This is a genomic window from Janthinobacterium sp. P210005 (assembly GCF_036231865.1).
GTDB lineage: Bacteria > Pseudomonadota > Gammaproteobacteria > Burkholderiales > Burkholderiaceae_D > Janthinobacterium > Janthinobacterium kumbetense.
On record NZ_JAZARC010000006.1, the window covers coordinates 334376 to 357203 of the forward strand.

Sequence of the window (22828 nt, forward strand, 5' to 3'; positions counted from 1 at the left end):
TGAAAATGCCAATGGTAAAAATTGTTTCTTTTATTGCATTTCGATTTCCTGAATGATATCTTTTGCTCTGCGATGTGAAAGTGATAGAAAAATAATTAATATTGCAATTATTGAAATATTTATATCAGGGGAATATATGAACACGACCAAACGTGCGTTGCTGGGTCTTTGCCTGACCGCTGCGGCTTGCCTGGCGCCATTGGCCCAGGCGGCGAGCTGGGTGGAAATCACCGATCCTGCCATGACGGGCTTCTCGGTGGGCGGCAAGACCGTCACCTATGGCAGCGTGGCAGCGGACTCGGTCTGGGTCTATGACGGCGCCAACCCGCCCGGCGCGCAAAGCGCGGCCGCCATCCAGAGTTTGGTCAGCAGCACGTTTGGCCTGCCGTCCAGCGGTACCGGCTCCTTGGTCTTTGCCGCCCAGGGCGACTTGGCCAGCAGCAACTCTGGTTCGTTCACCGTCAACTCCAGCTTCGACTACCTGGCCGTGCATTATGGCCGTGGCGAACTGTTGTTCCACTGGGACACGCCGCTGGCCGCCAATACGGTTGTCACCATTGCCAACCTGCCGCGTGGCCTGAGCAATTTCCGCGCGTTCAATTCGGTATCGGCAGTGCCTGAGCCAGCGACCTACGGCATGCTGATGCTGGGCTTGGGCCTGGTCGGATTTGTCGCGCGCCGCCGCCGCGCCTGAGCCTGCAGCGCCTGCGGGCGCATGCGCTGACGCATGAAAAAAAAGCCTGGAAACGCGATGCGTTCCAGGCTTTTTGCATGGCAGAGCGCCATTTACCAGCTATAGCCGGCCTTGGCGTAGTAATAGCGGCCGTTGAAGCCGTTCGGCGCGAAGCCGCTGTACGGCTGGGTGCCGCCATTGTTGAAGTTGCCCACGCTGGTGACCTGGTCAGGATAGCGGTTGGTGACGTTGTCGATACCAGCCACCAGACGCCAGTTCTTGCCCAGTTTCACGGAACCGGACACGTCCAGCACCCATTGCGGATCGTAATGCTGGTCTTGCAGGGCATTGTTTTGCGGCACGATGAAACTGCCGTAGCGCGTTACGACGCCGTGCGCATTCCAGATGCCGACGCTGTAGTCGGCGGCCAGGCTGAACTTGTCCTTTGGCGAACCGACGGTGGCGCGCTGGATGGTCTGGCGGTCGATCAGTTTCAGGTTGTTGGCCGTCAGGATGGCCGGATTGTCCGCCAGTTTCTGTACCGAGGTCTTGTTGTGATTGTAGGCCACGGTCAAGTCCAGGCGGTCCTTGTCCTGCAAGTCGATGCGGTAGGTGCTGACGATGTCCACGCCTTCCGTGCGCGTATCGACGGCGTTGGTGAAATAGCGTCCTGCGCCCACCGGCGTGCCCTGCGCGGCGAGGGTTTTTTTCAACGCCTCGCTCAGGAGCAGGTTGGCAGAGAACAGGATGCGGTCATCGATGTCGATGCGGTAGGCGTCGATCGTCGTCGTGAAGTTGCGCGTGGGCTGGAATTGCAGGCCCAGGCTGTAGTTGCGGGCTTTCTCCGCTTTCAGGTCCTGTGCGCCCAAGGCGCGCGCCTGCGGCGTGTTGACGGCAAAGGTGCCCGTTTCGATGGCCGTATTCGTGCCATTGATGACCTGGAAGTTGGTGGTGGTGATGGTGTAGTACTGCTGCGCCAGCGACGGTGCGCGGAAGCCGCTCGACACGGTGCCGCGCAGGGACAGGGCGTCCGTGAAGGCATAGCGGGCCGAACCTTTGGCCGAGGTGGTGCTGCCGAAATCGCTGTAGCGCTCATGGCGCAGGGCCACGCCGCCGGACAGTTTTTTCGTCGCTTCCGCTTCCAGGTTGACGTAGATCGATTCATTGTGGCGGCTGTGGCTACCCGCGTTTTCGGGACGGAAGCCGGCAAAGCCCTGCGAACCGGTACCGGTATACGATGCTTGCTCGCCAGCGCCGATCGTGTATTTTTCATGGCGCGCTTCGGCGCCCACGGCCACCGTCAGCGGCCCCGTAAAGTAAGCGACGGGAAATTCGCGCGCCGCGTCGAGATTCAGGACGGTCTGCTCATTTTTCAGCGAGCCCACATAGAAGTGCGTGGGACTGGCTGCAGCCAGGTCGAAATTGACGGTATTGTCGAGATCCAGCTTGAACTTGTTGCTGCCGTAATTCAGGCTGGCATCCCAGCGCCAGCCGGCCGCCTCGCCGCGCAAGCCTGTCACCAGCGACTGGTCGGTCAGGGTGCTGTTCTGGATCGGCAGGAAGCCTTCGGGGAAGATCGACGAGCGCGTGACGTATTGTCCATTTTTGTCCTTCACCAGGCCTGCGCGCCAGGTGGCGCCGGCCGAGGTGTCGCGCTGGCCGTAGCCGCCGAAGGCATACCAGTCCAGGTTGTCGCCGAGATGGTATTCGCTGTTGATGAAGACGGTAGCCGGCTTGCTCTCGGCATCGCCGTAGCGCAGGTTGACCTTGCCGTAGCGCGGTTCCAGCGGGTTGCTGAAATCGCGGCCGGCGCGGTTGGTGGGACCGCGATCGGCCACTTCCGCCGAGACGCGCACCCAGCCGTCCTCGCCCAGGGCGAAGCCGGCCGAACCCTTGATGGATTTCTGCTTGCCGTCGCGCTCCTGCGTCTGGCCATAGCCCACTTCGATGTCGCCGCCGGCCGCGCCTTTTTTCAGGATGATGTTGATCACGCCGGCAATCGCATCGGAACCGTACTGGGCCGCCGCGCCATCGCGCAGCACTTCCACGTGGTCGATGGCGGCCAGGGGGATGGCGTTCAGATCGACAGGCGCCGAGCCGCGGCCCAGGGTGCCGTTGACGTTGACGACGGCCGAAGTGTAGCGGCGCTTGCCGTTCACCAGCACCAGGGTCTGGTCGGGCGACAGGCCGCGCAGCTGGGCAGGGCGCACGGCGTCGCTGCCATCGGCACCCGTCGGACGGGGGAAGTTCATCGATGGCAGCAGGCGCGCCAGCACGGTGGCCAGTTCGGCCGAGCCCGTGCTTTGCAGGTCGCGCGAGGTGAGGATGTCGATCGGCGATTCGGAATCGATGGTGCGGCGGTTCTTGGCGAAGGTGCCGGTGACAACCACCGATTGCAATTCGCCTTCGGCCGGCAGCTCTTGCTGCGCTTGCGCCTGCATGGGCAGGCTGAAGCAGGCGATCAGGCTGGCGGCGATAACGGTTTTCACGGGCAGGGCGGGAAGCTGGGAGCGGGCGTTGCTTGAACTCATCGACGATATCTCTTCGGTTGGTGGTTACGCGGACCATGGCGGTCCGACGATGAAATCAGATTAACAGTGGGCACGTGGCGTGCTTACGAATCGTTCTGTCTATCGATATGCAATAAATATCTGAAACACGTCAACATGGCGCGAGTAGCGCATATGGCCTCGTTTCCAGCATACGGCCGGGCAAGGCAAGGCCGCAATGCTGCACAGCAGTAAATTGCCAGCTGTTGTATAAAAACGACTATCTGCGAGGAGAGGGGGGAGCCTGGCGGCGGCATGCGCCGCCAGACGCAGGGCGTTTACTGCCCCGGATTGGGCGCACTGGCGTGGATGGCGTCGACGGCCGCCACCAGTTCCGGTGACAGGGTGACTTGATGGGCGTCGATATTTTGCTGCAACTGCTCCACGCTGGTGGCGCCGATGATGGTGGAGGCCACGAACCAGCGCGTGTAGCACCAGGCCAGCGCCAGCTGCGCCGGCGTCAAGCCGTGCGCGCGGGCCAGCGCCGCATACTGGCCGGCGGCCGCGATGGTGGCGGGGCGCACGTAGCGGGGGCTCCAGCCGGCCGGAAAGCGCGTCAGGCGGCCCTTGGCTTGCGGATCGTCGAGGTATTTCGCCGTCAGCTGGCCGAACGCCAGCGGGCTGTAGGCCAGCAAGCTGACATTTTCCCGGTGGCAGGTTTCGTCGAGCAAACTCGTCTCGAAATGGCGCGCCGTCAGGTTGTACAGGTTCTGGATGGAGGCGATGCGCGGCAAGCCCTTCAGTTCCGCCTGCTTGATGTATTCGCACACGCCCCACGACGATTCGTTCGACACGCCGATGTGGCCGATCTTGCCTTCCTCGACCAGCTTGCCCAGCACGGCCAGCGTGTCTTCGATGGCGACGCAAGCGTGCTCCTTGCGCGGGTTGTACACGCTGGCACCGAAGATGGGCAGGTTGCGGCTGGGCCAGTGCAATTGATACAGGTCAATGTGCTCCGTCTGCAGCCGGCGCAAGCTGTCTTCGACGGCGGCGCGGATGTTGACCGCGTCGTGGTCCGTCTTGCCCTTGCGTATCCAGTGCATGCGCGAATTCGGCCCGGCCACCTTGCTGGCCAGCACGATGCTGCCGCGCTTGCCGCTTTTCTTCAGCCAGCTGCCGATATGGCGCTCGGTGCTGCCCTGCGTTTGCGCGCTGGCCATCACCGGATACATCTCGGCCGTGTCGATGAAGTTGATGCCCCGTTCCAGCGCGTAATCGAGCTGGCTGTGCGCTTCGGCTTCCGTGTTCTGTTCGCCGAAGGTCATCGTGCCCAGGCAGATCCTGCTGACTTCCAGGCTGCTGGTACCCAGCGTGATCTTTTCCATGCGCTGTCCTTAGCGGGCCTGCTTGCCGTGCAGCGCGCGCGCGCAATCCTTGATCAGCGCGGGGCCGGCGTAAATCAGGCCGCTGTACAGCTGCACCAGCTGCGCGCCCGCCTCGAACTTGGCCACGGCGTCGCTGCCCTGCATGATGCCGCCCACGCCGATGATGGGCAGCGCGTCGCCCAGTTCCGCCTTCAGCAGGCGGATGACATTGTTCGACAGCTCGAACACGGGCGCGCCCGACAGGCCGCCCGCTTCCGCGCCGTGCGGCATGCCTTCGACGGCGCTGCGCGACAGGGTCGTGTTGGTGGCGATGACGCCGTCGATCTGGTGGCGCGTGAGCGACTCGGCGATGCTTTTCACCTGTTCGCCATCCATGTCCGGCGCGATTTTCAGGGCTAGCGGCACGTAGCGTTTGTGCTTGTCCGCCAGGCGCGCCTGGGCATCTTTGAGCTGCGACAGCAGGGCGTCGAGTTCCGACGCGCCCTGCAGCTGGCGCAAATTCTTGGTGTTCGGCGAGGAGATGTTCACCGTCACATAGCTGGCGTAGGGGTAGACTTTTTCCAGGCACAGCAGGTAGTCGTCGGCCGCGCGCTCGATGGGCGTGTCGGCGTTCTTGCCGATGTTCAGGCCCAGCACGCCGGCGCGGTTCTGGTAGAACTTCGACGCCTGCACGTTGGCGACAAACGCATCCACGCCGCCATTGTTAAAGCCCATGCGGTTGATGATGCCCTGCGCCTGCGGCAGGCGGAACATGCGCGGTTTCGGATTGCCCGCCTGCGCGCGCGGCGTGACGGTACCCACTTCGATGGAGCCAAAACCCAGGTCGGCCAGCGCGTCGATGTAGGCGCCGTCCTTGTCCAGGCCGGCGGCCAGGCCGACCGGGTTCGGGAAGGTGATGCCCATCACCGTGCGCGGGTCCGCCGCCGGTTTGCCGGCCAGCTTCGTCAGGCCCAGCGCGCTGGCGCGTTTCAGGGCGGGCAGAGTGAGATGGTGGGCCGCTTCGGCATCCATCGAAAACAGCAAGGGGCGGGCGAGGGAGTACAGGAATTTTTCAGACATGGGGCGCTTTGAGTAGGTATGCGGGCTGCCGGGAAGGGCTGGCGGCGCGCGAAATAAGTGGCGTATTTTACCGTGTTCCACGCGGCTGCCGGGTGTATAGTTCTTGTTGGTCAAATGCAATATTGATCCATTGATAATTCGCATTCGGCCGTGGACTTTCCTGTTTCTTCTCTGTTCTGTTGACTTCATAAGCGAGACATCGATTGAAAAAGACACGCATCCTGACCGCCATCGCGGCCGCCAGCGCACTGCTGCTGAGCCACCCGGCCCTGGCCCTGCCCAATACGCAAGACACCCGCATGCTGAGCGAACCGGCCGTCTCCAGCCGCCACATCGCCTTCATCTATGCGGGCGACGTATGGCTGTCGAACCTGGACGGCGGCGGCGCGCGGCGCCTCACCTCGGACCTGGGCGACAAGTCGAATCCCGTGTTTTCGCCCGACGGCAGCCTGATCGCGTATAGCGCGAACATCGACGGCAATGTCGACGTGTATGTGATCGCGGCCGCCGGCGGCGTGCCGCGCCGCCTGACCTTCCACCCGGGTGTTGATCTGGCGCAATCGTTCACCCCCGATGGCCAGTCCGTGATGTTCACCTCGCCCCGCGCCGCCTTCAACAACCGCTTCCAGAAGCTGTTCACGGTGCCGGTGGCGGGCGGCGTGGAAACCCAGCTGGAGATCCCCAACGCCTCGCGCGCCACGTATTCGCCCGACGGCAAGCGCATCGCGTACAACCCGCTGGCGCCCGCCTTCAAGCAGTGGAAGCGCTACCGGGGCGGCACCAATTCCTGGCTGTGGCTGTTTTCATCCAGCGATAAATCGATTGAAAAAATCCCCCAGCCGACGACGCGCTCGAACGACGTCGATCCCATGTGGATCAAGGATACCGTGTACTTCCGCTCGGACCGCAACGGCGAATTCAACCTGTTTGCCTACGACGTCAAGACGAAAGCCGTGCGCCAGTTGACGCAGCACAAGGATTTCCCCGTGCTGAACGCGTCGGCCGCGAACGGCACCATCGTCTACGAGCAGGCCGGTTATCTCCACTCGCTCGACATCGCCAGCGGCCAGGCGCACAAGCTGGCCATCGCCGTGGCCAGCGACCTGGGGCAGGCGCGCCCCCGCTGGGTCAAGAACGCGAAATACATCCGCGACGCGTCGATTTCGCCGTCGGGCGCGCGCATCGCCTTCGAATACCGGGGCGAGATCGTCACCATCCCCGCCGACAAGGGCGACGTGCGCAACCTGACGCAGACGGCCGGCGCCCACGAGCGCACGCCGATCTGGTCGCCCGATGGCCGCTCGGTCGCGTATTTCTCGGACGAGTCGGGAGAATATGAACTGCATGTGCGCTCGCAGGACGGCAAGGGCGCCGTGAAAAAGCTCAAGCTCAATGGCAGCGGTTTCTATGACAACGCCGTCTGGTCGCCCGACAGCCGGAAGATCGCGTTTGCCGACAATGGCTGGAGCATGTACGTGATCGATGTCGGCAACGGCAAGGTGCAAAAAATCGCCACGGAGCCCATGTATGGCGTCGACAAGAGCATGCGCGCCTCGTGGGCGCCCGATTCGCGCTGGCTGGCCTATACGCTCAATTCACCCACCTACACGCGCAGCGCCTACATCTATTCCGTCGAGCAGAACAAGTCGATGCCCGTGACCGACGGCTTGTCCGACGTGGCCCAGCCCGTGTTCGACAAGAGCGGCAAATACCTGTACTTCTTCGCTTCGACGAATGCTGGCCCCAGCAACAACTGGTTCTCGCAGCAGAACGAAGACAACCTGGTGACGCGCACCGTGTGGATGGCCGTGCTGCGGCGCGACCTGCCGTCGCCCCTGATCAAGGAAAGCGACGAGGAAAAGGCGGCCGGCGCGGAGAGTAAAAAAGACACGGTGAAGGGGGAAGCGGAAGCGAAGAGCGAGCCGAAGGTCGATCCGAAGACGGGGCGCGACGACCCGAAAGTCACGGTCGCTCCCGTGGCGCCGATCCACATCGATTTCGACGGCATCGCCACGCGCATCGTCGACTTGCCGCTGCCGGCCGCGCAGTTCTCCAATTTGACGGCTGGCGCTGCGGGGCAAATCTTTTTGCTGCGCGAAAGCGACGGCAAGAAGGCCGTGCAGCGCTTCGATCTGAAGGAGCGCAAGGCGGAAACCGTGGTGGCGGAAGCCGATGATTTCGAAGTCTCGGCCGATGGCAAGAAGCTGCTGTACCGCCAGAAGGACAATTGGGCCATGGGGTCGGCCACGGGCAAGCTGCTGGCGCCGGGCGAGGGCAAGATCAAGGTCGACGCCATCGAAGTGAAGGCCGATCCGCGCGCCGAATGGACGCAGATTTTCAACGAGGTATGGCGCATCAACCGCGATTACTTTTATGACCCGGGCATGCATGGCGTGGACTGGAAGGCCATGCGCGACAAGTACGCCGTGTTCCTGCCCGAGCTGTCCAGCCGCGCGGACTTGAACCGGTTGATACAGTGGATGTGCAGCGAACTGGCCGTGGGCCACCACCGGGGCGGCGGCGGCGACGACTTTATTGAGGCAAAGAAAGTGCCGGGGGGCTTGCTGGGCGCCGATTATGAAGTGCGCGACGGCCATTACCGCTTCAAGAAGGTGTATGGCGGCTTGAACTGGAATCCGGCCCTGCGCGCGCCGCTGACGGAGCCGGGCCTGAACGTCAAGGCGGGCGAATACCTGCTGGCCGTCGACAGCCGTCCTTTGCTGCCGCCGACGAATATCTACAGCGCCTTCGAGAACACGGCCGGCAAGGCCATCGACCTGACCGTGGGACCGTCGGCCGACGGCAAGGGCGCGCGCACGATCACCGTGGTGCCCGTCCCGACCGAGGATGCCTTGCGCAACCGCGACTGGATCGAAGGCAATATGCGCAAGGTCAATGCGGCCACGGGCGGCAAGGTGGCGTATGTGTACGTGCCGAATACGGCGGGGCTGGGCCACACCTACTTCAAGCGCTATTTCTTCCCGCAGGCGGACAAGCAGGCCATCATCGTCGACGAGCGTTTCAACGGCGGCGGCAGCGTGGCCGATTACTACATCGAGATCCTGCAGAAGAAGGAAATCGCCTGGTGGACCATGCGCTACGGCGCCGACATGAAGACGCCGTCCGCGTCGATCCAGGGGCCGCGCGCCATGCTGATCGACGAGACGGCCGGTTCGGGCGGCGACCTGCTGCCGTGGATGTTCCGCAAAAACAACATGGGTCCGCTGATCGGCAAGGCGACGTGGGGCGGCCTGGTGGGGGTGCTGGGCTTCCCCGTGCTGATGGACGGCGGCTTCATCACGGCGCCGAATCTGGCGTTCTGGACGCGCGAGAATGGCTGGGGCGTGGAAAACGAAGGCGTGCCGCCCGATATCGACGTCGAGCAAACGCCGGCCGACGTCATCGCCGGGCGCGATCCGCAGCTGGAAAAGGCGATCGAGGTGATCCAGGCCGAACTGGCGAAGAATCCGCCCGTGCAGCCCAAGCGTCCTGCGTTTCCGGACAAGAGCAGGTAAGCCGGTACGGCAGGCATGAAAAAAGGGGCGCAAGCCCCTTTTTTTACAGGATGACCCACTGCCCCTTGATGCGGGCTTCCAAGGGTTTGAAGTTGATCTTGTACGCCATCTTCGGGCTTTGCTTTATCCAGTAGCCCAGGTAGATGTAGGGCAGGCCCAGTTCGCGCGCCTGGGCGATTTGCCACAGCACGTTGTAGGTGCCGTACGAGGCGCCCGGCACGTCCGGATCGAAAAAGGTGTAGACGGACGACAGGCCGTCGGCCAGCACGTCGATGATGCTGACCATGCGCAGGATGCCCTCGGCATCGCGGAATTCCACCAGGCGCGTGTTGACCCGGCTTTGCAGCAGGAATTGCGCATACTGGTCGCGGCTGTCCTGATCCATGCCGCCGCCCGCGTGGCGCGTGCTCTGGTAGCGCAGGTACAGCTCGTAGTGCTCGTCGAGGAAGGACAGGGTGGCCACGCCCGCCTGCAGGTCGGCGTGGCGGCTCCAGGCGCGGCGCTGGTTGCGGTTCGGGGTGAACTCGCCCGTCACGACGCGCACGGGTATGCAGGCCTGGCAGCCATCGCAATACGGGCGGTAAGTAAAAATGCCGCTGCGGCGAAAGCCGTTGCGCACCAGTTCCGAATACACGTCGCTGTTGATCAGGTGCGAGGGCGTGGCCACCTGCGAGCGGGCCTGGCGGTCGTCCAGGTAGCTGCACGGGTAGGGCGCCGTCGTGTAGAACTGCAGGGTGGCAAACGGTAGTTCGTTCAGGTGCGTCATGCTGATCCTGTCTGGTCTGTCCGCGGCAATGGAAGTCTGCGTGGAGATATCATAGCTTTTTTATGCCGGCGGTGCAGCCTGCCAATCCGTGATTTGCGCTGCTTCAATGGCAACGCGCACGTGGGCCAGGAAGCGCGCGCGCGAAATGGGCGCCGCGCCCAGCGACGCCAGGTGCCTTGTTTCTTGCTGGCAGTCAATCATGGTCACGCCGCGCGCCTGCAAAAAGCGCACGAGGTGCGCCAGTGCGATCTTCGAGCCATCCGTCACGCGCGCGAACATCGATTCGCCATAGAACATGCGCCCGATCGACACGCCATACGCGCCGCCCACCAGTTCCCCGTCCAGCCACAGTTCCGACGAGTGCGCGTAGCCCAGCTTGTGCAAGCCCGTGTAACCGGCGATGATTTCGTCGGAAATCCACGTTCCCGGGCCATCCTTGCGCGGCGCGGCGCAGGCGCGCATGACGGCGTCGAAATCGCCGTCGAAGCGCAGCTGCCAGCGCCCGTCCGTGGCGGCGCTGCGTTCGACCTTGCGGATCGCCTTGGCCAGGCTGTCGGAGACCTTGAAATGCTCCGTCATCAGCACCATGCGCGGATCGGTGCTCCACCACAAAATAGGCTGGCCTTCGGAAAACCAGGGGAAGATGCCGCGCCGGTAGGCGTCGAGCAGGCGCGCGGGCGACAGGTCGGCACCGGCCGCCAGCAGGCCGGGCGCCTCGTCGGTCAGGGCGCGCGAGACGTCGGGGAACGGGGTGTGGATGTCGAGCCAGGGAATCATGCGGCGTCAAAGGTGGCAGGTGAGGGGAGCTTATTCTGCATCCGTGCGTGCCATCGGGCGCGTGATGTCGCCCGTATGGACGCCGTAGCTGCCGCCTTCGCGGATTTTCACGCGGTCGGCAAAGAACAGTTCCAGGGTGGCGCGGATGGTGGGGAAGGCCAGGTCATCCCAGGGAATCTGCGCTTCCGTAAACAGCTGCACGTCCAGGCTTTCGATGCCCGGTGCGAAATCGAGGTCGCGCAGGCGCGCCAGGTAGAACAGGTGCACCTGGTGCACGCGCTGCACGTTCAGCAGCGAGAACAGGGGCCCCAGTTCGATATTGGCGCCCGCTTCCTCCACCGTTTCGCGCTCGGCCGCATCCGACGTCGTTTCATCGTTTTCCATGAAGCCGGCCGGCAGGGTCCAGTAGCCCAGGCGCGGTTCGATGGCCCGCTTGCACAGCAAGACCTGCAACTGGCCATCCTCTTCCCAGACGGGAATCGAGCCGACCACCATTTTCGGGTTCTGGTAATGGATGGCGTCGCAGTTGGCGCAGACATAGCGCGGGCGGTTGTCGCCTTCCGGGATGGACAGGCTGACAGGATGGGCGCATTCGGAGCAGAATTTCATGGGCGGGCTTAGGAAAAGAATGATGTCTAGTGTAACGCTTACTGTACACCGATTGCGTGCGGCGTGGCGTGACGGGCGGACACAATGCCAACCGGCAATTGGCGAAGCTGCGTGACGCACTTTGGAACGCATTTTTAATAAAATGGCTCTATTGCGGTCTAAGTTGAGATAGCTATTGCCTAAGCCACCCGTTTGCCCTTATAATTCTTGTGCGGGGTGGAGCAGTCTGGCAGCTCGTCGGGCTCATAACCCGAAGGTCACAGGTTCAAATCCTGTCCCCGCAACCAATACCGGAAAGCCGCTGATTCTTGCAAAAGATCGGCGGCTTTTTTCATTTCCGCCTGGCGCACCCCATCATTTGCCCATCGGCAATCGCCGCGAGGCGGGACGCGCATGCAATTGTCAAATCTTGCCCTTTACGCTTCGCAACAATCTGGTATATAATTCTGCTGCGGGGTGGAGCAGTCTGGCAGCTCGTCGGGCTCATAACCCGAAGGTCACAGGTTCAAATCCTGTCCCCGCAACCAATTCGAAGCCGCTGATTCCTCGCAAGAGGGTCAGCGGTTTTTTCGTTGTGCGGCAATGTTTACTCTGGCGCCTGGCGCGCATACACGACCAGCCGCAGGTGGCGGTCCGCATCGATGGTCAGCGAGGTGTGCTCATACGCGATGCCTTCGCCGCCGACGTCCAGGCAGCGCACGCCGGCACATGGCGCATGCACGTCGTGGCGGCGCCACCACAGCTTGAATTCGGGCGAGACTTTTTCCAGTTCGTCCACCAGCGCATGGATGTCCGCTTCCTGCGTGGCGCGCGCATAGTCGCGGCGAAAGCTCGACAGCATCAGCGGCGCCTGCTCTTCCCAGCCGATGAAGCGTGAGCGCAGCAGCGGATCGGTAAACAAGAGCCACAGCAGATTGCGCCGCGCTGGCACATGTGCGCCGAAGCCGAACAAGGCGTCCGCGCCCGCATTGAACGCCAGCACGTCCCAGCGCAGGTTGAGCACATACGCGGGATGCGCCAGTTCGTGCATCAGGCGGCGCACCAGCGGCGGCACCACGCAAAACGTCTTGCCTTCTTCGGCCGGCGGACGCGCATGCGCGAGCAGGAACAGGTGGCGGCGTTCGCCCGCGTCCAGTTTCAGCACTTCGGCCAGCTTGTCGAGAAAGGCGCTGGAGACGCCGATGTCGCGCCCCTGTTCCAGCCAGGTGTACCAGGTCAGCCCCACGCCGGCCAGCGCCGCCACTTCTTCGCGGCGCAAGCCGGGCGTCCTGCGCCGCCCGCCGCCGGGCAAGCCCACGTCTTCCGGCGACAGGCGTGCGCGGCGCGCCTGCAGGTAGGCGGCCAGTTCGTGGCGGGTGCGGGCCAAAGTGCGCATGGTGCTGCCTTTCAGGTAAGCCTGTTGCTATCAGTAATAGCATAAACAGTTAAATTGTAATTGTTTATATTGTATTCCAGAATGCCTGCTTTCTTCCCGAAGGCTTGCCCATGTCCGACCATTCTTCTCACGCCAGTACTGGCACTTCCGCCGCCGTGCTGCCCGCCACCGTCTACCTGATCGCCGTGGGCGCGTTTGCGCTGGGCATGGCGTCGTATGTGACGGCAGGCTTGATGCCGATGATCGCCGGCGCGTTTTCCGTTTCCCTGGCGATGGCGGCGCAACTGGTGACGGCGTTTACGCTGGCCTATGGCCTCGGCTCGCCGCTGATGGTGGCCTTGCTGCCGGCGCGCGCGCAGCGCTCCGGCCTTTTGGTCGCCCTGGGCGTGTTCGTGCTGGCGAACGGGGCCAGCGCGCTGGCGCCCGGTTTCAGCGGTTTGCTGGCATGGCGCGCCATCGCCGGCATCGGTGCGGGCGTGTACCTGGCGCTGGGCATCGCGGCGGCGGCCGGCGTGTCGGCGCCGCAGCAGCGGGGCAAGGCCATCGGCGCGATCATGGGTGGCATGGCGGGCGGCACGGTGCTGGGCGTACCCTTGAGTTTGCTGCTGGCGCAGCAGCTGGGCTGGACGGCGGCCCTGTGGCTGGTGGCGCTTCTCGGTGCGCTGGCGCTGGCGGGCTTGCTGTGGAAGCTGCCCGCGCTGCCTGCCGCATCGTCCGCGCCGGCCATCTCGCTGCGCCGCAAGCTGGCCTTGCTGGCCGACGGGCAGGTGCTGGCCATCCTGCTCGTGTCGCTGCTGGCGGCCGTCGCCAGCCTGGGCATGTACACCTTCATCGCGCCGCTGCTGGCGTGGTCGGCGCAGGGCTTGGCGATCTCCGCGACGCCCTTCCTGTGGGCGTGGGGCGTGGGGGGGATCGTTGGCAGCGTGCTGGTCGGGCCATGGGCGGACAAGGTGGCGGCGCCGAAACTGACCTGGCTCATCTTGCTGCTGCTGGCGCTGGCCTTGGGCGCGCTGCCGCTGGCGGCCGGCTGGTCGGCCTGGCTGATGCTCGCGCCTATCGTGCTGTGGGGCGCGGCTGGCTGGGCCCTGCAAGTGCCGCAAAACCAGCAACTGCTGGCCGTGCGTGCGCGCCAGGGCGACGGCAACCTGGCCATCGCCCTCAACGAATCGGCGCTGTACCTGGGCAGCGCCATCGGCGCCGCCACGGGCGGGGTGCTGCTCCTGCTGGACTGGCCCATGTGGCTGCTGGCGGCCGGCGCCGCCCTGGTCGCCGCCGCAGCGTTGCTGCTGCAGTTGCCGGCGGCGCGGCGCGGCTAGCCTTTCTTCGCCAGTTGCATGCCCACGGGCAGGGCGCGGATGCGCTTGCCCGTGGCGGCGAAGATGGCGTTGCACAGGGCGGGCGCGATGGGCGGCGTGGCCGGCTCGCCCACGCCGCCCAGCTCCATGTCCAGGGTGCCCGGCACCAGGTGCGTGTGGATCACGCGCGGCGCGTCGGCGGCGCGCAGCACGGCGTAGTCGTGGAAATTGCTTTGCTCGACCCGGCCATTTTTAAAGCTGATTTCGCCGCTCATGGCCAGGGACAGGCCCATGATGCAGGCGCCCTCGATCTGCGAGCGCACGCGGTCCGGGTTGATCTGCGGGCCGCAATCCATGGCGATGTCGACCCTGGGCACGATGACTTCGCCGGCCGCATTGATCTCCACTTCGATCACGGCCGCCACATAGGTGACGAAACTGTAGGACACGGCCAGACCCAGCCCCCGTCCCTTGGGCAGCTTGCGGCCCCAGCCCGCCTTGGCCGTCGCCAGCTCGATCACGTGGCGCATGCGGCCGATATTGACCGGATACTTCGCCGGATCTTCGCCATAGTTCCAGCCGTCGGGCAGGTCGGCCGGGTTGATCCTGCGCGCGGGGCCCAGGAGCGCCAGCAGGTAGTCGCGGTGGTCCTTCTTCGCCGCATGCGCCAGTTCGGCCGTGAACGACTGGATGGCAAACGCGTGCGGGATGTTCGACACGGAACGGAACCAGCCGATGCGCGTGTGGGCCGGCACTTCCGGCACTTCGACGCGGATGTTCGCAATGGCGAACGGCACGTTGATGGCCGACATGCCCAGTTCGAACGGCGCCTGCTTGTTCGCGCCGGCGGCGAAGGTCGACGTGATGGTGGGCGCGGCCGTGCGGTGCAGCCAGGCCGTCGGCATGCCTTTCGCATCGAGCGACGCTTCCAGCCGTTCGACCGATACCGTGTGCAGGTAGTCGTGCTGCAGGTCGTCGTCGCGCGTCCACGTCAGCTTGACGGGCGCGCCATCCATGGCTTTCGACAGCAGTGCCGCCTCGACGGCGAAGTCGGGTTTCGATTTGCGCCCGAAGCCGCCGCCGAGCAGGGTCACGTGGACGGTCACGTCGTCATACGTCAGGCCCAGGGCCTTGGCCACGTTGCTGCGTGTCGCCTGCGGCGCCTGCACGCAGGCCCACACTTCGGCCTTGCCGTTGGCGATGCGCACGGTGGCGGCGGGCGGCTCCATGGTGGCGTGGGCCAGGTGGGGCAGATAGTATTCGGCGCTGAATTTCCGCGCGGCGGGAGCCGCGGCCAGCGTCGCCACCGTCTTGCCCTGGTCGCGCGCCGGGCTGGCCGGCTGGCGCACGGCCGCTTCCAGCGTCTTGCGGAAGGCTTTCGAATCGTAGGCGCCGTTCGGACCGTCGTCCCATTCCAGCACCAGCGCTTCGCGGCCCTTGATGGCGGCCCAGGTGTTGCTGGCGATGACGGCCACGCCGCCCAGGGGATTGAACATGGCCGGCGGCGGGCTGCCCGCCAGTTCGACGATGCGAAGCACGCCCGGCACTTTCAGGGCCGCCGTCTTGTCCACGCTTTTCAGCTTGCCGCCGAAGACGGGCGGACGGGCGATGACGGCATACGCCATGCCATCGAGGCGCGTGTCGATGCCGAAGTGGGTGTTGCCCGTGACGATGTCGTGCAGGTCGATGCCGCGCGTGCTGGTTTGCCCGATGTAGCGCAGCTCGCCCGCCGTTTTCAGGCTGATGCGCGCGCGTGGCGGCACGGGCAATTTGGCCGCGTCTTCGGCCAGCGCCCCGAAGGACAGCGAGCGTCCGCTGGCCGCATGCACGACCGCGTGATTGACGGCTTTCACCTCGGTCACGGGCACGTCCCAGCGCACGGCGGCCGCCGTTTCCAGCATCAGGCGCGCCGTGGCGCCCACGTGGCGCATGGCGCGGAACGAGTGGCGCATGCTGCGCGAACCGTCCGTATCCTGGCTGCCGTAGCGCGCTTCGTCGGCGGGCGCCTGCTGCACGCGCACCTGCGCCCAGTCGGCGCCCAGTTCGTCGGCCGCCACCATGGGCAGGCTGGTGCGGATGCCCTGGCCCATTTCGGAGCGGTGCGCCACGATGGTGACGATGCCGTCGGCGCCGATTGACAGGAAGACCAGGGTGTCGTCGACCACGCCGCCCGCCATATTGTCGCCGCCGTATTTGACGGCATCGGCCGCCATCACGAGGCCGGAAGGGCCGGCCACCAGGGTCAAGCCGGCCAGCGCGCCGGCGGCCTTGAGCCAGTTGCGCCGCGCAGGCGAATGTGCGGCGGCAGTGTCATGGATGCTCATTTGGCCGCTCCTTTTGCGTGGATGCTGCTTGCAGCCTGCTTGATGGCCGCGTGGATGCGCGTGTAGGTGCCGCAGCGGCAGATATTGCCGCTCATCGCTTCGCGGATTTGCTGGTCGTTCGGTCTTGGCGTCTTGTGCAGCAGGGCCGTGGCCGACATGATTTGCCCGGCCTGACAGTAACCGCATTGTGGCACGCCGTGTTCCTGCCAGGCTTGTTGCAGCGCAAGGCCGACCTTGTCTTCGCCCACCGCTTCGATGGTGGTGATCTTCTTGCCGGCGGCGGCCGACATGGGCGTCACGCAGGAGCGGATGGCTTCGCCATCGAGGTGCACGGTGCAGGCGCCGCACAGGGCCATGCCGCAGCCGAATTTGGTGCCGGTCATGCCCAGTTCGTCGCGCAGGGCCCACAGCAGGGGCGTGTCTTCAGGCAGTGCAAGGTCGTGCTGCTTGCCATTGATGGTCAGGGTCGTCATGTGTATTCCTCGGAGTGGGGATGGTGCGGGACAGCGCGACGGCCATCCGCCAGACGGATTAGCTCATCAGTAGGGGATGGTAGCACCGGTCGCCCTGCGCTGCAGGAGATGGCGCCGGTGGCATACTGCGGCTTCTGATATCGGAGTTTTCCATGACATACCTCACAACGGCGCCGGGCTTGCCCGACATCCTCGCTCCCGGCTTGCAGGTGGTTTTTTGCGGCCTCAATCCCGGCGTGGACGCGGCGGCGGCCGGCCACCATTTTCTCGGCCGCGGCAACCGCTTCTGGCCCGTGCTGCACCTGGCCGGCTTCACGCCGCACCTGGTGGCGCCGCAGGACGATGCCAGCGTGCTCGGTTTCGGGCTGGGCTTGACGGCGGCCGTCGGGCGCCCGACCAGCCGCGCGGACCAGGTGGGAGCGGACGAATTCGCGCAAGCGGCGGCGGGCCTGCGGCACAAGCTGGCATGGGCGCAGCCGCAGTGGATCGCCTTTCTGGGCAAGGCCGCCTACGCGGCGATGACGGGAAAACGCCAGCTGGCGTGGGGCGAGCAGCCAGAGCGCTTCGGCGGCGCGCGCGTGTGGATCTTGCCCAATCCGAGTGGCCTCAATCGCGGCTATTCGAAGGAGCGGCTGGTCGACGCGTATGCGGAACTCAAGCGCGCGCTGGGCTGATACTTGACTGGCGTTCAGCGCACTTGCGCATGGATGGAGGGGCTTAGCGGGCTTGCTCCAGCTGCGCGTACACGGCGTCGGCGATCTTGCCCAGTTCCCGTTTGGGCAGGCTCGCCGAGAGGGCATAACCGAGCTGGCCGTCGATCCAGTAAAACACGCTCAGATCCTTTTCCTGCGTATAGCGGAAAGCCGTTTCCTGCCGGCCCGCCCGTTCCTTGGCCACGTACAGGGTCAGGCGCTTGCCAGCGCCATCTTCGTACATGAATTGCGCTACGGGGCCGTCGCCATCGCCGGGCAGCAAGCGCCCGCCGATCAGGTGATAGCCGAGTGGCGACAGCGCGGGCGGCCGCAGTTGCGTACCCAGGCGTTTCGACAGCCATTGCACCAGATGGGCTTCCTGCGCCGCGCCCACTTCGACGGGGTGGCGCACTTCGGGCGTGTAGACGGCATGGGCGATGGCGGCGCTGCGCGCCAGGGTCAGGGGGCTGGCGCTGGCGCTTGTGCCGTCGCCGCCGCGCAGCAGCCAGCCGCCCGCGCCGCCGGCGATGAGCAGCACGATGGCCGCTGCCGCCTGCATGGCGGGGCGGCGCCAGGCGCCGTTCGCCGCCGCTGGCGATGCCGCCTGCCGCAGGGCCGGCGGCACGGCGTCGTCCAGCACGGGATCGAACAGGGCGCGCAATTGCCGGTTCTGTTCGCGCCACGCGTCCACCCTGGCGGCGTCCTCGGGATGCGCGCGCAGGTGGGCGTCGATGGATGCGCGCTGCTCCTCGGGCAGGACGCCGTCGGCCAGGGCGTGCAATTGCGCTTCGCTGATGGCTTGCGTTGTCATTTCACGACTTTCAGGGTAGGGGCGCCATGGCTGCCGGCGGGGCGGCCGTCGAGCAGTTCGCGCAGCCGCTCGCGTCCGCGCGACAGCCGCGACATGACGGTGCCGACGGGGATGCCCAGCGTGGACGCCACCTGCTCGTACGGCATCTGTTCCAGCGCGACGAGCAGGATGACTTCGCGCTGCCCCAGCGGCAAACGGGCCAGCGCCGCATCCATTTCGCCGATGGCGATGGCCTGTCCCGGCGCCCGCTCCGGCGCGGGCAGCAGGGCGTCGTCATCGAGCTCCTGCAGCGCCAGGCCGGGGCGGCGCAGTTGATCCACGTGCAGGTTATGCATGATGGAAAACAGCCAGGGCCGCATCTCGCCACCGCGCTGCCACTGGTCGAACTTGCGCCAGGCCCGCTCCACGGTGTCCTGCACCAGGTCGTCCGCGTGCGCGGCGCCCGCCAGCGCGCGCGCATAGCGGCGCAGGCCGGGCAGGCAGGCTTGCAGCTGGCGGCTGTCCTCTTGTGTGGTCATCGTGGCGGCGGGATGGTGTGCTTAAGGCTTGACGACGTGCCACACGTTCTTGAAATTGTCGCCGGCCGCGTCGCCCGGTTTCTTGTCTTCCTTGTACAGGTACAGGGGCTTGCCCTTGTAGGTCAGCTGCATGGCGCCGTTGTCTTCGCGCTTGATGCTGCCATACGGGGCGGCGGGCGCCGCTTCGGTGGCGATGACGGCGGGCCAGGCCACCAGGCAGCCGCCGCTGCAGGCGCTCTTGCCGCTGTCGGCGATATCCTTGTCGAACACATACACGGTCATGCCGCTGGCGTTGACCAGCATGCCGTTGGCGGGCATGACGTCGGCGGCAAAGGCCAGCGGGGCGGACAAGGCGGTGCAAAGGGCGGTAGCGGCAAAAGTGGTAAAGCGCATGATGGTCTCCTTGAGGTTTTGGGGGCTTGCAAGGGATGGACGCGTGCCGCCCGCCGTTTATTCCCCGGCAGGCAAAATATTTTTTTCCGGCGCGTGCAGGCTGGCCCACAGGTGGGCGGCGGCCATGGTGCGGTGCGGCGCGTACTGGCGCAGCCACTGCTCCGTGCGCGCCATGTCCGGCTTGACCTCTTCGCCTAGCAGCTTTTGCAGGGCGGCGCGGATGGCCACGTCGCCGTGCAGCGAGCAGTCGGCATAGCCATAGCCGCGCAGCAGCGCATAGTTGACGGTCCACGGGCCGATGCCCTTCACGGCCAGCAGCGCCTGCGAAATGGCCACCATGTCGCCGGAAGGGGGCAGCTCCAGCGACAGTTCTCCATCGTTGACGAGATGCGCCAGACGCAGCACGGTTTCCGCCTTGGCGCGCGAGAATTTGCGGCTCGTCAAATCCTCGACGGATAGCCGCGCCACGTCGCGCGCCTCCGGGTAGCACCACAATCCGCTGCCATGCCGGCGTCCCGCCTGCACGATGAAGGTGCGGCGCAGGGCGATGGCGAACGACAGGTTGATTTGCTGGCCGATGATGGCCCAGGTCAGCGCTTCGAAGGGGCTGGCCGATTGCACGATGCGCAAGCCCGGGTTGACGCGGATCAAGGGCGCCAGCAGCGGGTCGGCGGCGGCCAGTTGCGCGAACGGCTGCGGGTCGATGCGCAGGCCGAGGATGTTCAGCAGGGCGCCGTGCAGCGGCGTTTGCAGGTCGGCGACGGTATCGTCATTGTCGTCGAGGTCTGCCTGGCAGATGGCGGCATCCTGCGTGAACGCCACGTCCAGTACCACGGGGACGCCGGCAAGCAGGATGCCCTTGCGCAGGCCTGTCGGCGTGACTTGTTCCGCCACGGCTTGCGTATCCCGGCTGTGGAAGGCGATGACGTCGTCGCGGCGGTAGCCGGCGGGCAGGGGGAGGGTCCAGTGCAGCAGGGTCATGGCGGGCCAAAGTCAGGGAAGGTATCAGGGGGACGATGCTGGCGCATCCCGTTTCTTGCTTTTCACGCTTCAGCGCACGCAGAGGTCAGGGTTGGGCGGGCTCAAGGCGGCCGCGTGCTGGATCTGCAGCGCGTCGGGCACGCCGTTTTTCACGGCCGTCAGTTCGGCCAGGATGGAAATGGCGATTTCGGCCGGCGTCTTGCTGCCGATGTACAGGCCGATGGGGGCGTGCAGGCGCGCCAGCTGCTCGGCGCTGACGTCGAACTGCAGCAGCCGTTCGCGCCGCTTGGCGTTATTCGCGCGCGAGCCGATGGCGCCCACGTAGAAGGCGGGCGACTTCAACGCTTCCATCAGGGCCAGGTCGTCGAGCTTGGGGTCGTGCGTGAGGGCGACGACGGCGCTGCGGCTGTCGAGCTTTAATTCCAGCACGAGGTCGTCGGGCATGGCGTGCAGCAGGGGCACGCCCGCTACGTTCCAGCCGCCCCGGTATTCCTCGCGCGGGTCGCAGACGATGACGTGGTAATCCATGGCCGTGGCGATTTGCGCCACGAAGCGCGACAGCTGGCTGGCGCCGATGATCAGCAGGCGCCAGCGCGGGCCGTGCTGCGTGGTGAGCGCCCCGTCTTCCAGGGCCAGCACGGCGCCCGGCGTGGCGCGCTGCAGGGTGACCGCGCCGCTGCGCAGATCGAGGCGGCGCTCGACGAGTTCATGCGCTTCCAGGCGCGCCAGCAGTTCGGCCACGCGGCTGCCCGCGTGCAGCGGCTCGATGGCCAGTTCGATGGTGCCGCCGCAGGGCAGGCCGAAGCGGTGCGCCTCGTCGGCGCTGATGCCGTAGCTGACGATTTCGGGCTGCCTGCGCACGATACCGTGCACGCGCACGGTGTCGATCAAGTCATCTTCGATGCAGCCGCCGGAGACGGAACCGACCACCGTGCCATCGTCGCAGATGGCCAGGGTGGCGCCCACAGGGCGGGGGCTGGAACCCCAGGTCTTGATGACGGTGACGAGTTCGCAGCGGCGGCCGGCGGCGAGCCAGGCGGCGCTGGTTTTCAGAACTTCAAGGTCGATGCTGTCCATGGCGCGCGCGAGTTACATGCCGCATGTTTGCGGCAAAGTATGGAAAAGTATTCAAGATTGTGGATATACTACCTGTTCCACCACCCTGCGGAGAATTTTCATGTCAAATGAAGTCAAGACGCAAGAAGAGGGTATTCCCAAGTTCGGCAAGCTGCTCATTGTCCTGTTCCTAGCCGTGGTGTTCTGCGGTGCCCTGACCTGGATCATGGGCACCTACTTCCCCAACTTCCCGGGAGCCTGAGCAATCCCTGTTTGATCGATGAAGAACGTCTGACAGAACCGTAGCGAGCGGCAGCGATTTGTGGCCGAGAAGCGCAACTGTGCTTGAGCACAGTGAGCATCGCAGACCGCAAAGCGCGACGCGCAGTAGGTTATGGTAGGCGTTCTAAGGCTTCAGCGGTTTCTTCGCCGCCTGCTTGGCGCGCACGTCGATGACGGCGCGGTTGACGGCGGCCATGCGCGAGTTGGTACCCGGATGCAGGGCCGTGTAGCCGTTGGCGACCGTGGCCGGCACTTGCGTGGCCAGGCGCTGCCAGAAGCGGGCCGCGTTGTCGACGTTGTAGCCGGCGCGCGCCAGCAGGTAGATGGCCAGGGTGTCGGCTTGCACGTCGAGTTCCTGCGGCATGGCCTTGATGCCGGCGGCGCCCGTCAGCATCGACACGTCGGGCTGCACGGCGCCCAGGCTGTCGATGATGCTGCCGGCCGTCCCTGCCGTGCGCTGGCTGCGCGCGTGGTCGAGGATGTTGTGCGCCATTTCGCGGGCGATGACAAAGGCGATGCCTTCGTCGTTTTGCGCCGCATTGACCATGCCGCGCGTGAGCATGATGCGCGCGCCGTCCGAGTAGGCGTTGATATTGTCCGCATTGCCCAGGGCGACGCGGAAGGCGCAGGCGCGCGTGACGGGAATTTTCAGGTCCTGCTGCTGGCCGTCGCGGGCGATGGTCATGTTCAGGCTTGCGCTTTTCGAGGCCAGCGGGCCGACGATGGCGCCAAACGGGCCTTCCGCCTTCGGACCGGCCGGCAGCGGCTTGCCTTCGGCGGCCAGCAAGCCGTCGCCCTTGCGCAAGCCGGCGCGCGCGGCGCCGCTGCCCGGCAAGACGCCGGAGACTTGCATCTGTTCGCCGTAGCCGAGGGCAGCCTGCGCCGCGTCGGCATAGATGCCGGGGTAGGAATACTTGTTCTGCGCCGTGAAGCCCAGCAAGTTGCGCGCATACGTCTTGCACAGGTCCGCATTGTTGATCAGCAGGGGCGCCGAGACTTTCGACAGGCGGTCCTGCAGCGCCACCATCTTCACCAGTTCTTCCTGCGCCGCCTTTTGCTGCGCCGTCGGGGCGGGCGCATCGGGCGCCGGCACCACGTTGAACGGGCCGCTGACATGCGTCGCCGGCGTGGTGCAGCCGGCGAGGATGGCCGCACTGGCCAGCAGGAGGGGAGTGGCCAGTTGGCGCAGCGAAGTTGGGGCTGTGATCAGATGGCGGAAACCTGGCATGAGACAATCCTTCTTGTAACTCCTGACAAAACCTACTGCGCGGCGCGGGTCGCGGCCTCCGATGCTCACTGTGCATTCGCACAGCTCCGCTTCTCAGCCACAACTCACATCCGCTCGCTACGGTTTG

The 22828-nt window shown here is 65.3% G+C and carries 20 protein-coding genes and 2 tRNA genes; 7 read left to right on the top strand and 15 right to left on the bottom strand.

Features of this window, described 5'->3' with window-relative positions; genetic code table 11:
• The first annotated feature begins 136 nt into the window (after positions 1–136).
• Positions 137–694 (top strand): PEP-CTERM sorting domain-containing protein, encoded by a 558-nt coding sequence (locus tag VPH40_RS23400; protein ID WP_328574641.1) that lies wholly within the window; start codon positions 137–139, stop codon positions 692–694.
• Between the two features lie 92 nt (positions 695–786).
• Here the strand turns inward: VPH40_RS23400 and VPH40_RS23405 are convergent, their stop codons facing one another.
• The 3 genes from VPH40_RS23405 to VPH40_RS23415 all read right to left on the bottom strand — a co-directional run bounded on the left by VPH40_RS23405 (position 787) and on the right by VPH40_RS23415 (position 5606).
• On the bottom strand, positions 787–3204 hold the full coding sequence (locus VPH40_RS23405) for a TonB-dependent receptor plug domain-containing protein (RefSeq protein ID WP_328574642.1): 2418 nt from the start codon (positions 3202–3204) through the stop codon (positions 787–789).
• A gap of 296 nt (positions 3205–3500) precedes the next feature.
• Complete coding sequence (locus VPH40_RS23410) at positions 3501–4547, bottom strand: aldo/keto reductase (protein ID WP_328574643.1); 1047 nt, start codon at positions 4545–4547, stop codon at positions 3501–3503.
• Between the two features lie 9 nt (positions 4548–4556).
• Entirely contained in the window at positions 4557–5606 is a 1050-nt protein-coding gene (locus VPH40_RS23415) for a quinone-dependent dihydroorotate dehydrogenase (RefSeq protein WP_099666807.1), read from the bottom strand.
• A gap of 203 nt (positions 5607–5809) precedes the next feature.
• On the opposite strand from VPH40_RS23415, the gene VPH40_RS23420 reads away from it, so the two are divergent.
• Positions 5810–9121 carry a S41 family peptidase gene (locus VPH40_RS23420; RefSeq protein WP_328574644.1) on the top strand — a complete coding sequence of 1104 codons (3312 nt, stop codon included), beginning with the start codon at positions 5810–5812 and terminating at the stop codon, positions 9119–9121.
• Positions 9122–9164: 43 nt separating this feature from the next.
• Here the strand turns inward: VPH40_RS23420 and VPH40_RS23425 are convergent, their stop codons facing one another.
• From VPH40_RS23425 to VPH40_RS23435, 3 genes are read right to left on the bottom strand one after another with little or no spacing between them, the layout of a single operon-like run.
• Complete coding sequence (locus tag VPH40_RS23425) at positions 9165–9887, bottom strand: arginyltransferase (RefSeq protein WP_099666809.1); 723 nt, start codon at positions 9885–9887, stop codon at positions 9165–9167.
• 60 nt (positions 9888–9947) lie between these two features.
• Positions 9948–10664 carry a leucyl/phenylalanyl-tRNA--protein transferase gene (gene aat, locus VPH40_RS23430; protein WP_289916889.1) on the bottom strand — a complete coding sequence of 239 codons (717 nt, stop codon included), beginning with the start codon at positions 10662–10664 and terminating at the stop codon, positions 9948–9950.
• Positions 10665–10694: 30 nt separating this feature from the next.
• Positions 10695–11273, bottom strand: coding sequence for an NUDIX hydrolase (locus VPH40_RS23435; RefSeq protein ID WP_099666811.1), 579 nt, complete (start codon positions 11271–11273; stop codon positions 10695–10697).
• Positions 11274–11483: 210 nt separating this feature from the next.
• On the opposite strand from VPH40_RS23435, the gene VPH40_RS23440 reads away from it, so the two are divergent.
• Together VPH40_RS23440 and VPH40_RS23445 are read left to right on the top strand one after the other, a co-directional pair.
• Positions 11484–11560: transfer RNA gene (locus tag VPH40_RS23440), tRNA-Met, on the top strand.
• Between the two features lie 163 nt (positions 11561–11723).
• A tRNA-Met gene (locus VPH40_RS23445) sits at positions 11724–11800 on the top strand.
• Positions 11801–11859: 59 nt separating this feature from the next.
• On the opposite strand, the gene VPH40_RS23450 is transcribed toward VPH40_RS23445, so the two are convergent.
• Positions 11860–12648 carry a helix-turn-helix transcriptional regulator gene (locus VPH40_RS23450; RefSeq protein ID WP_328574645.1) on the bottom strand — a complete coding sequence of 263 codons (789 nt, stop codon included), beginning with the start codon at positions 12646–12648 and terminating at the stop codon, positions 11860–11862.
• Positions 12649–12758: 110 nt separating this feature from the next.
• Here VPH40_RS23450 and VPH40_RS23455 point away from each other — a divergent pair, with 110 nt between their 5' ends.
• On the top strand, positions 12759–13964 hold the full coding sequence (locus VPH40_RS23455) for an MFS transporter (protein WP_328574646.1): 1206 nt from the start codon (positions 12759–12761) through the stop codon (positions 13962–13964).
• Here the strand turns inward: VPH40_RS23455 and VPH40_RS23460 are convergent.
• On the bottom strand, positions 13961–16267 hold the full coding sequence (locus VPH40_RS23460) for a xanthine dehydrogenase family protein molybdopterin-binding subunit (protein WP_328574647.1): 2307 nt from the start codon (positions 16265–16267) through the stop codon (positions 13961–13963). The two genes, VPH40_RS23455 and VPH40_RS23460, sit on opposite strands and share 4 nt — an antisense overlap.
• Entirely contained in the window at positions 16264–16740 is a 477-nt protein-coding gene (locus VPH40_RS23465) for a (2Fe-2S)-binding protein (protein ID WP_289903870.1), read from the bottom strand. Before VPH40_RS23465 ends, VPH40_RS23460 begins: the two co-directional genes overlap by 4 nt.
• A gap of 152 nt (positions 16741–16892) precedes the next feature.
• Between VPH40_RS23465 and mug the strand changes: the two genes are divergently transcribed.
• Positions 16893–17414: a G/U mismatch-specific DNA glycosylase gene (mug, locus tag VPH40_RS23470; RefSeq protein ID WP_328574648.1), complete on the top strand. Its 522-nt coding sequence runs from the start codon at positions 16893–16895 to the stop codon at positions 17412–17414.
• A gap of 43 nt (positions 17415–17457) precedes the next feature.
• Here the strand turns inward: mug and VPH40_RS23475 are convergent, their stop codons facing one another.
• The 5 genes from VPH40_RS23475 to VPH40_RS23495 all read right to left on the bottom strand — a co-directional run bounded on the left by VPH40_RS23475 (position 17458) and on the right by VPH40_RS23495 (position 21212).
• The gene (locus tag VPH40_RS23475; RefSeq protein WP_328574649.1) at positions 17458–18243 is read right to left on the bottom strand and encodes an anti-sigma factor family protein; all 786 of its coding nucleotides are present in this window, start codon (positions 18241–18243) and stop codon (positions 17458–17460) included.
• On the bottom strand, positions 18240–18761 hold the full coding sequence (locus VPH40_RS23480; protein ID WP_099666818.1) for an RNA polymerase sigma factor: 522 nt from the start codon (positions 18759–18761) through the stop codon (positions 18240–18242). Before VPH40_RS23480 ends, VPH40_RS23475 begins: the two co-directional genes overlap by 4 nt.
• Before the next feature lie 21 nt (positions 18762–18782).
• On the bottom strand, positions 18783–19154 hold the full coding sequence (locus VPH40_RS23485; protein WP_099666819.1) for a COG4315 family predicted lipoprotein: 372 nt from the start codon (positions 19152–19154) through the stop codon (positions 18783–18785).
• A gap of 57 nt (positions 19155–19211) precedes the next feature.
• Positions 19212–20135 carry a DNA-3-methyladenine glycosylase family protein gene (locus VPH40_RS23490; RefSeq protein ID WP_328574650.1) on the bottom strand — a complete coding sequence of 308 codons (924 nt, stop codon included), beginning with the start codon at positions 20133–20135 and terminating at the stop codon, positions 19212–19214.
• Positions 20136–20204: 69 nt separating this feature from the next.
• Positions 20205–21212: an XdhC family protein gene (locus tag VPH40_RS23495; RefSeq protein WP_328574651.1), complete on the bottom strand. Its 1008-nt coding sequence runs from the start codon at positions 21210–21212 to the stop codon at positions 20205–20207.
• A 100-nt stretch (positions 21213–21312) separates the two neighbouring features.
• Here VPH40_RS23495 and VPH40_RS23500 point away from each other — a divergent pair, with 100 nt between their 5' ends.
• On the top strand, positions 21313–21453 hold the full coding sequence (locus VPH40_RS23500) for a hypothetical protein (protein ID WP_162835767.1): 141 nt from the start codon (positions 21313–21315) through the stop codon (positions 21451–21453).
• 144 nt (positions 21454–21597) lie between these two features.
• On the opposite strand, the gene VPH40_RS23505 is transcribed toward VPH40_RS23500, so the two are convergent.
• Positions 21598–22701, bottom strand: coding sequence for a M48 family metalloprotease (locus tag VPH40_RS23505; RefSeq protein WP_328574652.1), 1104 nt, complete (start codon positions 22699–22701; stop codon positions 21598–21600).
• Positions 22702–22828 lie beyond the last annotated feature (127 nt).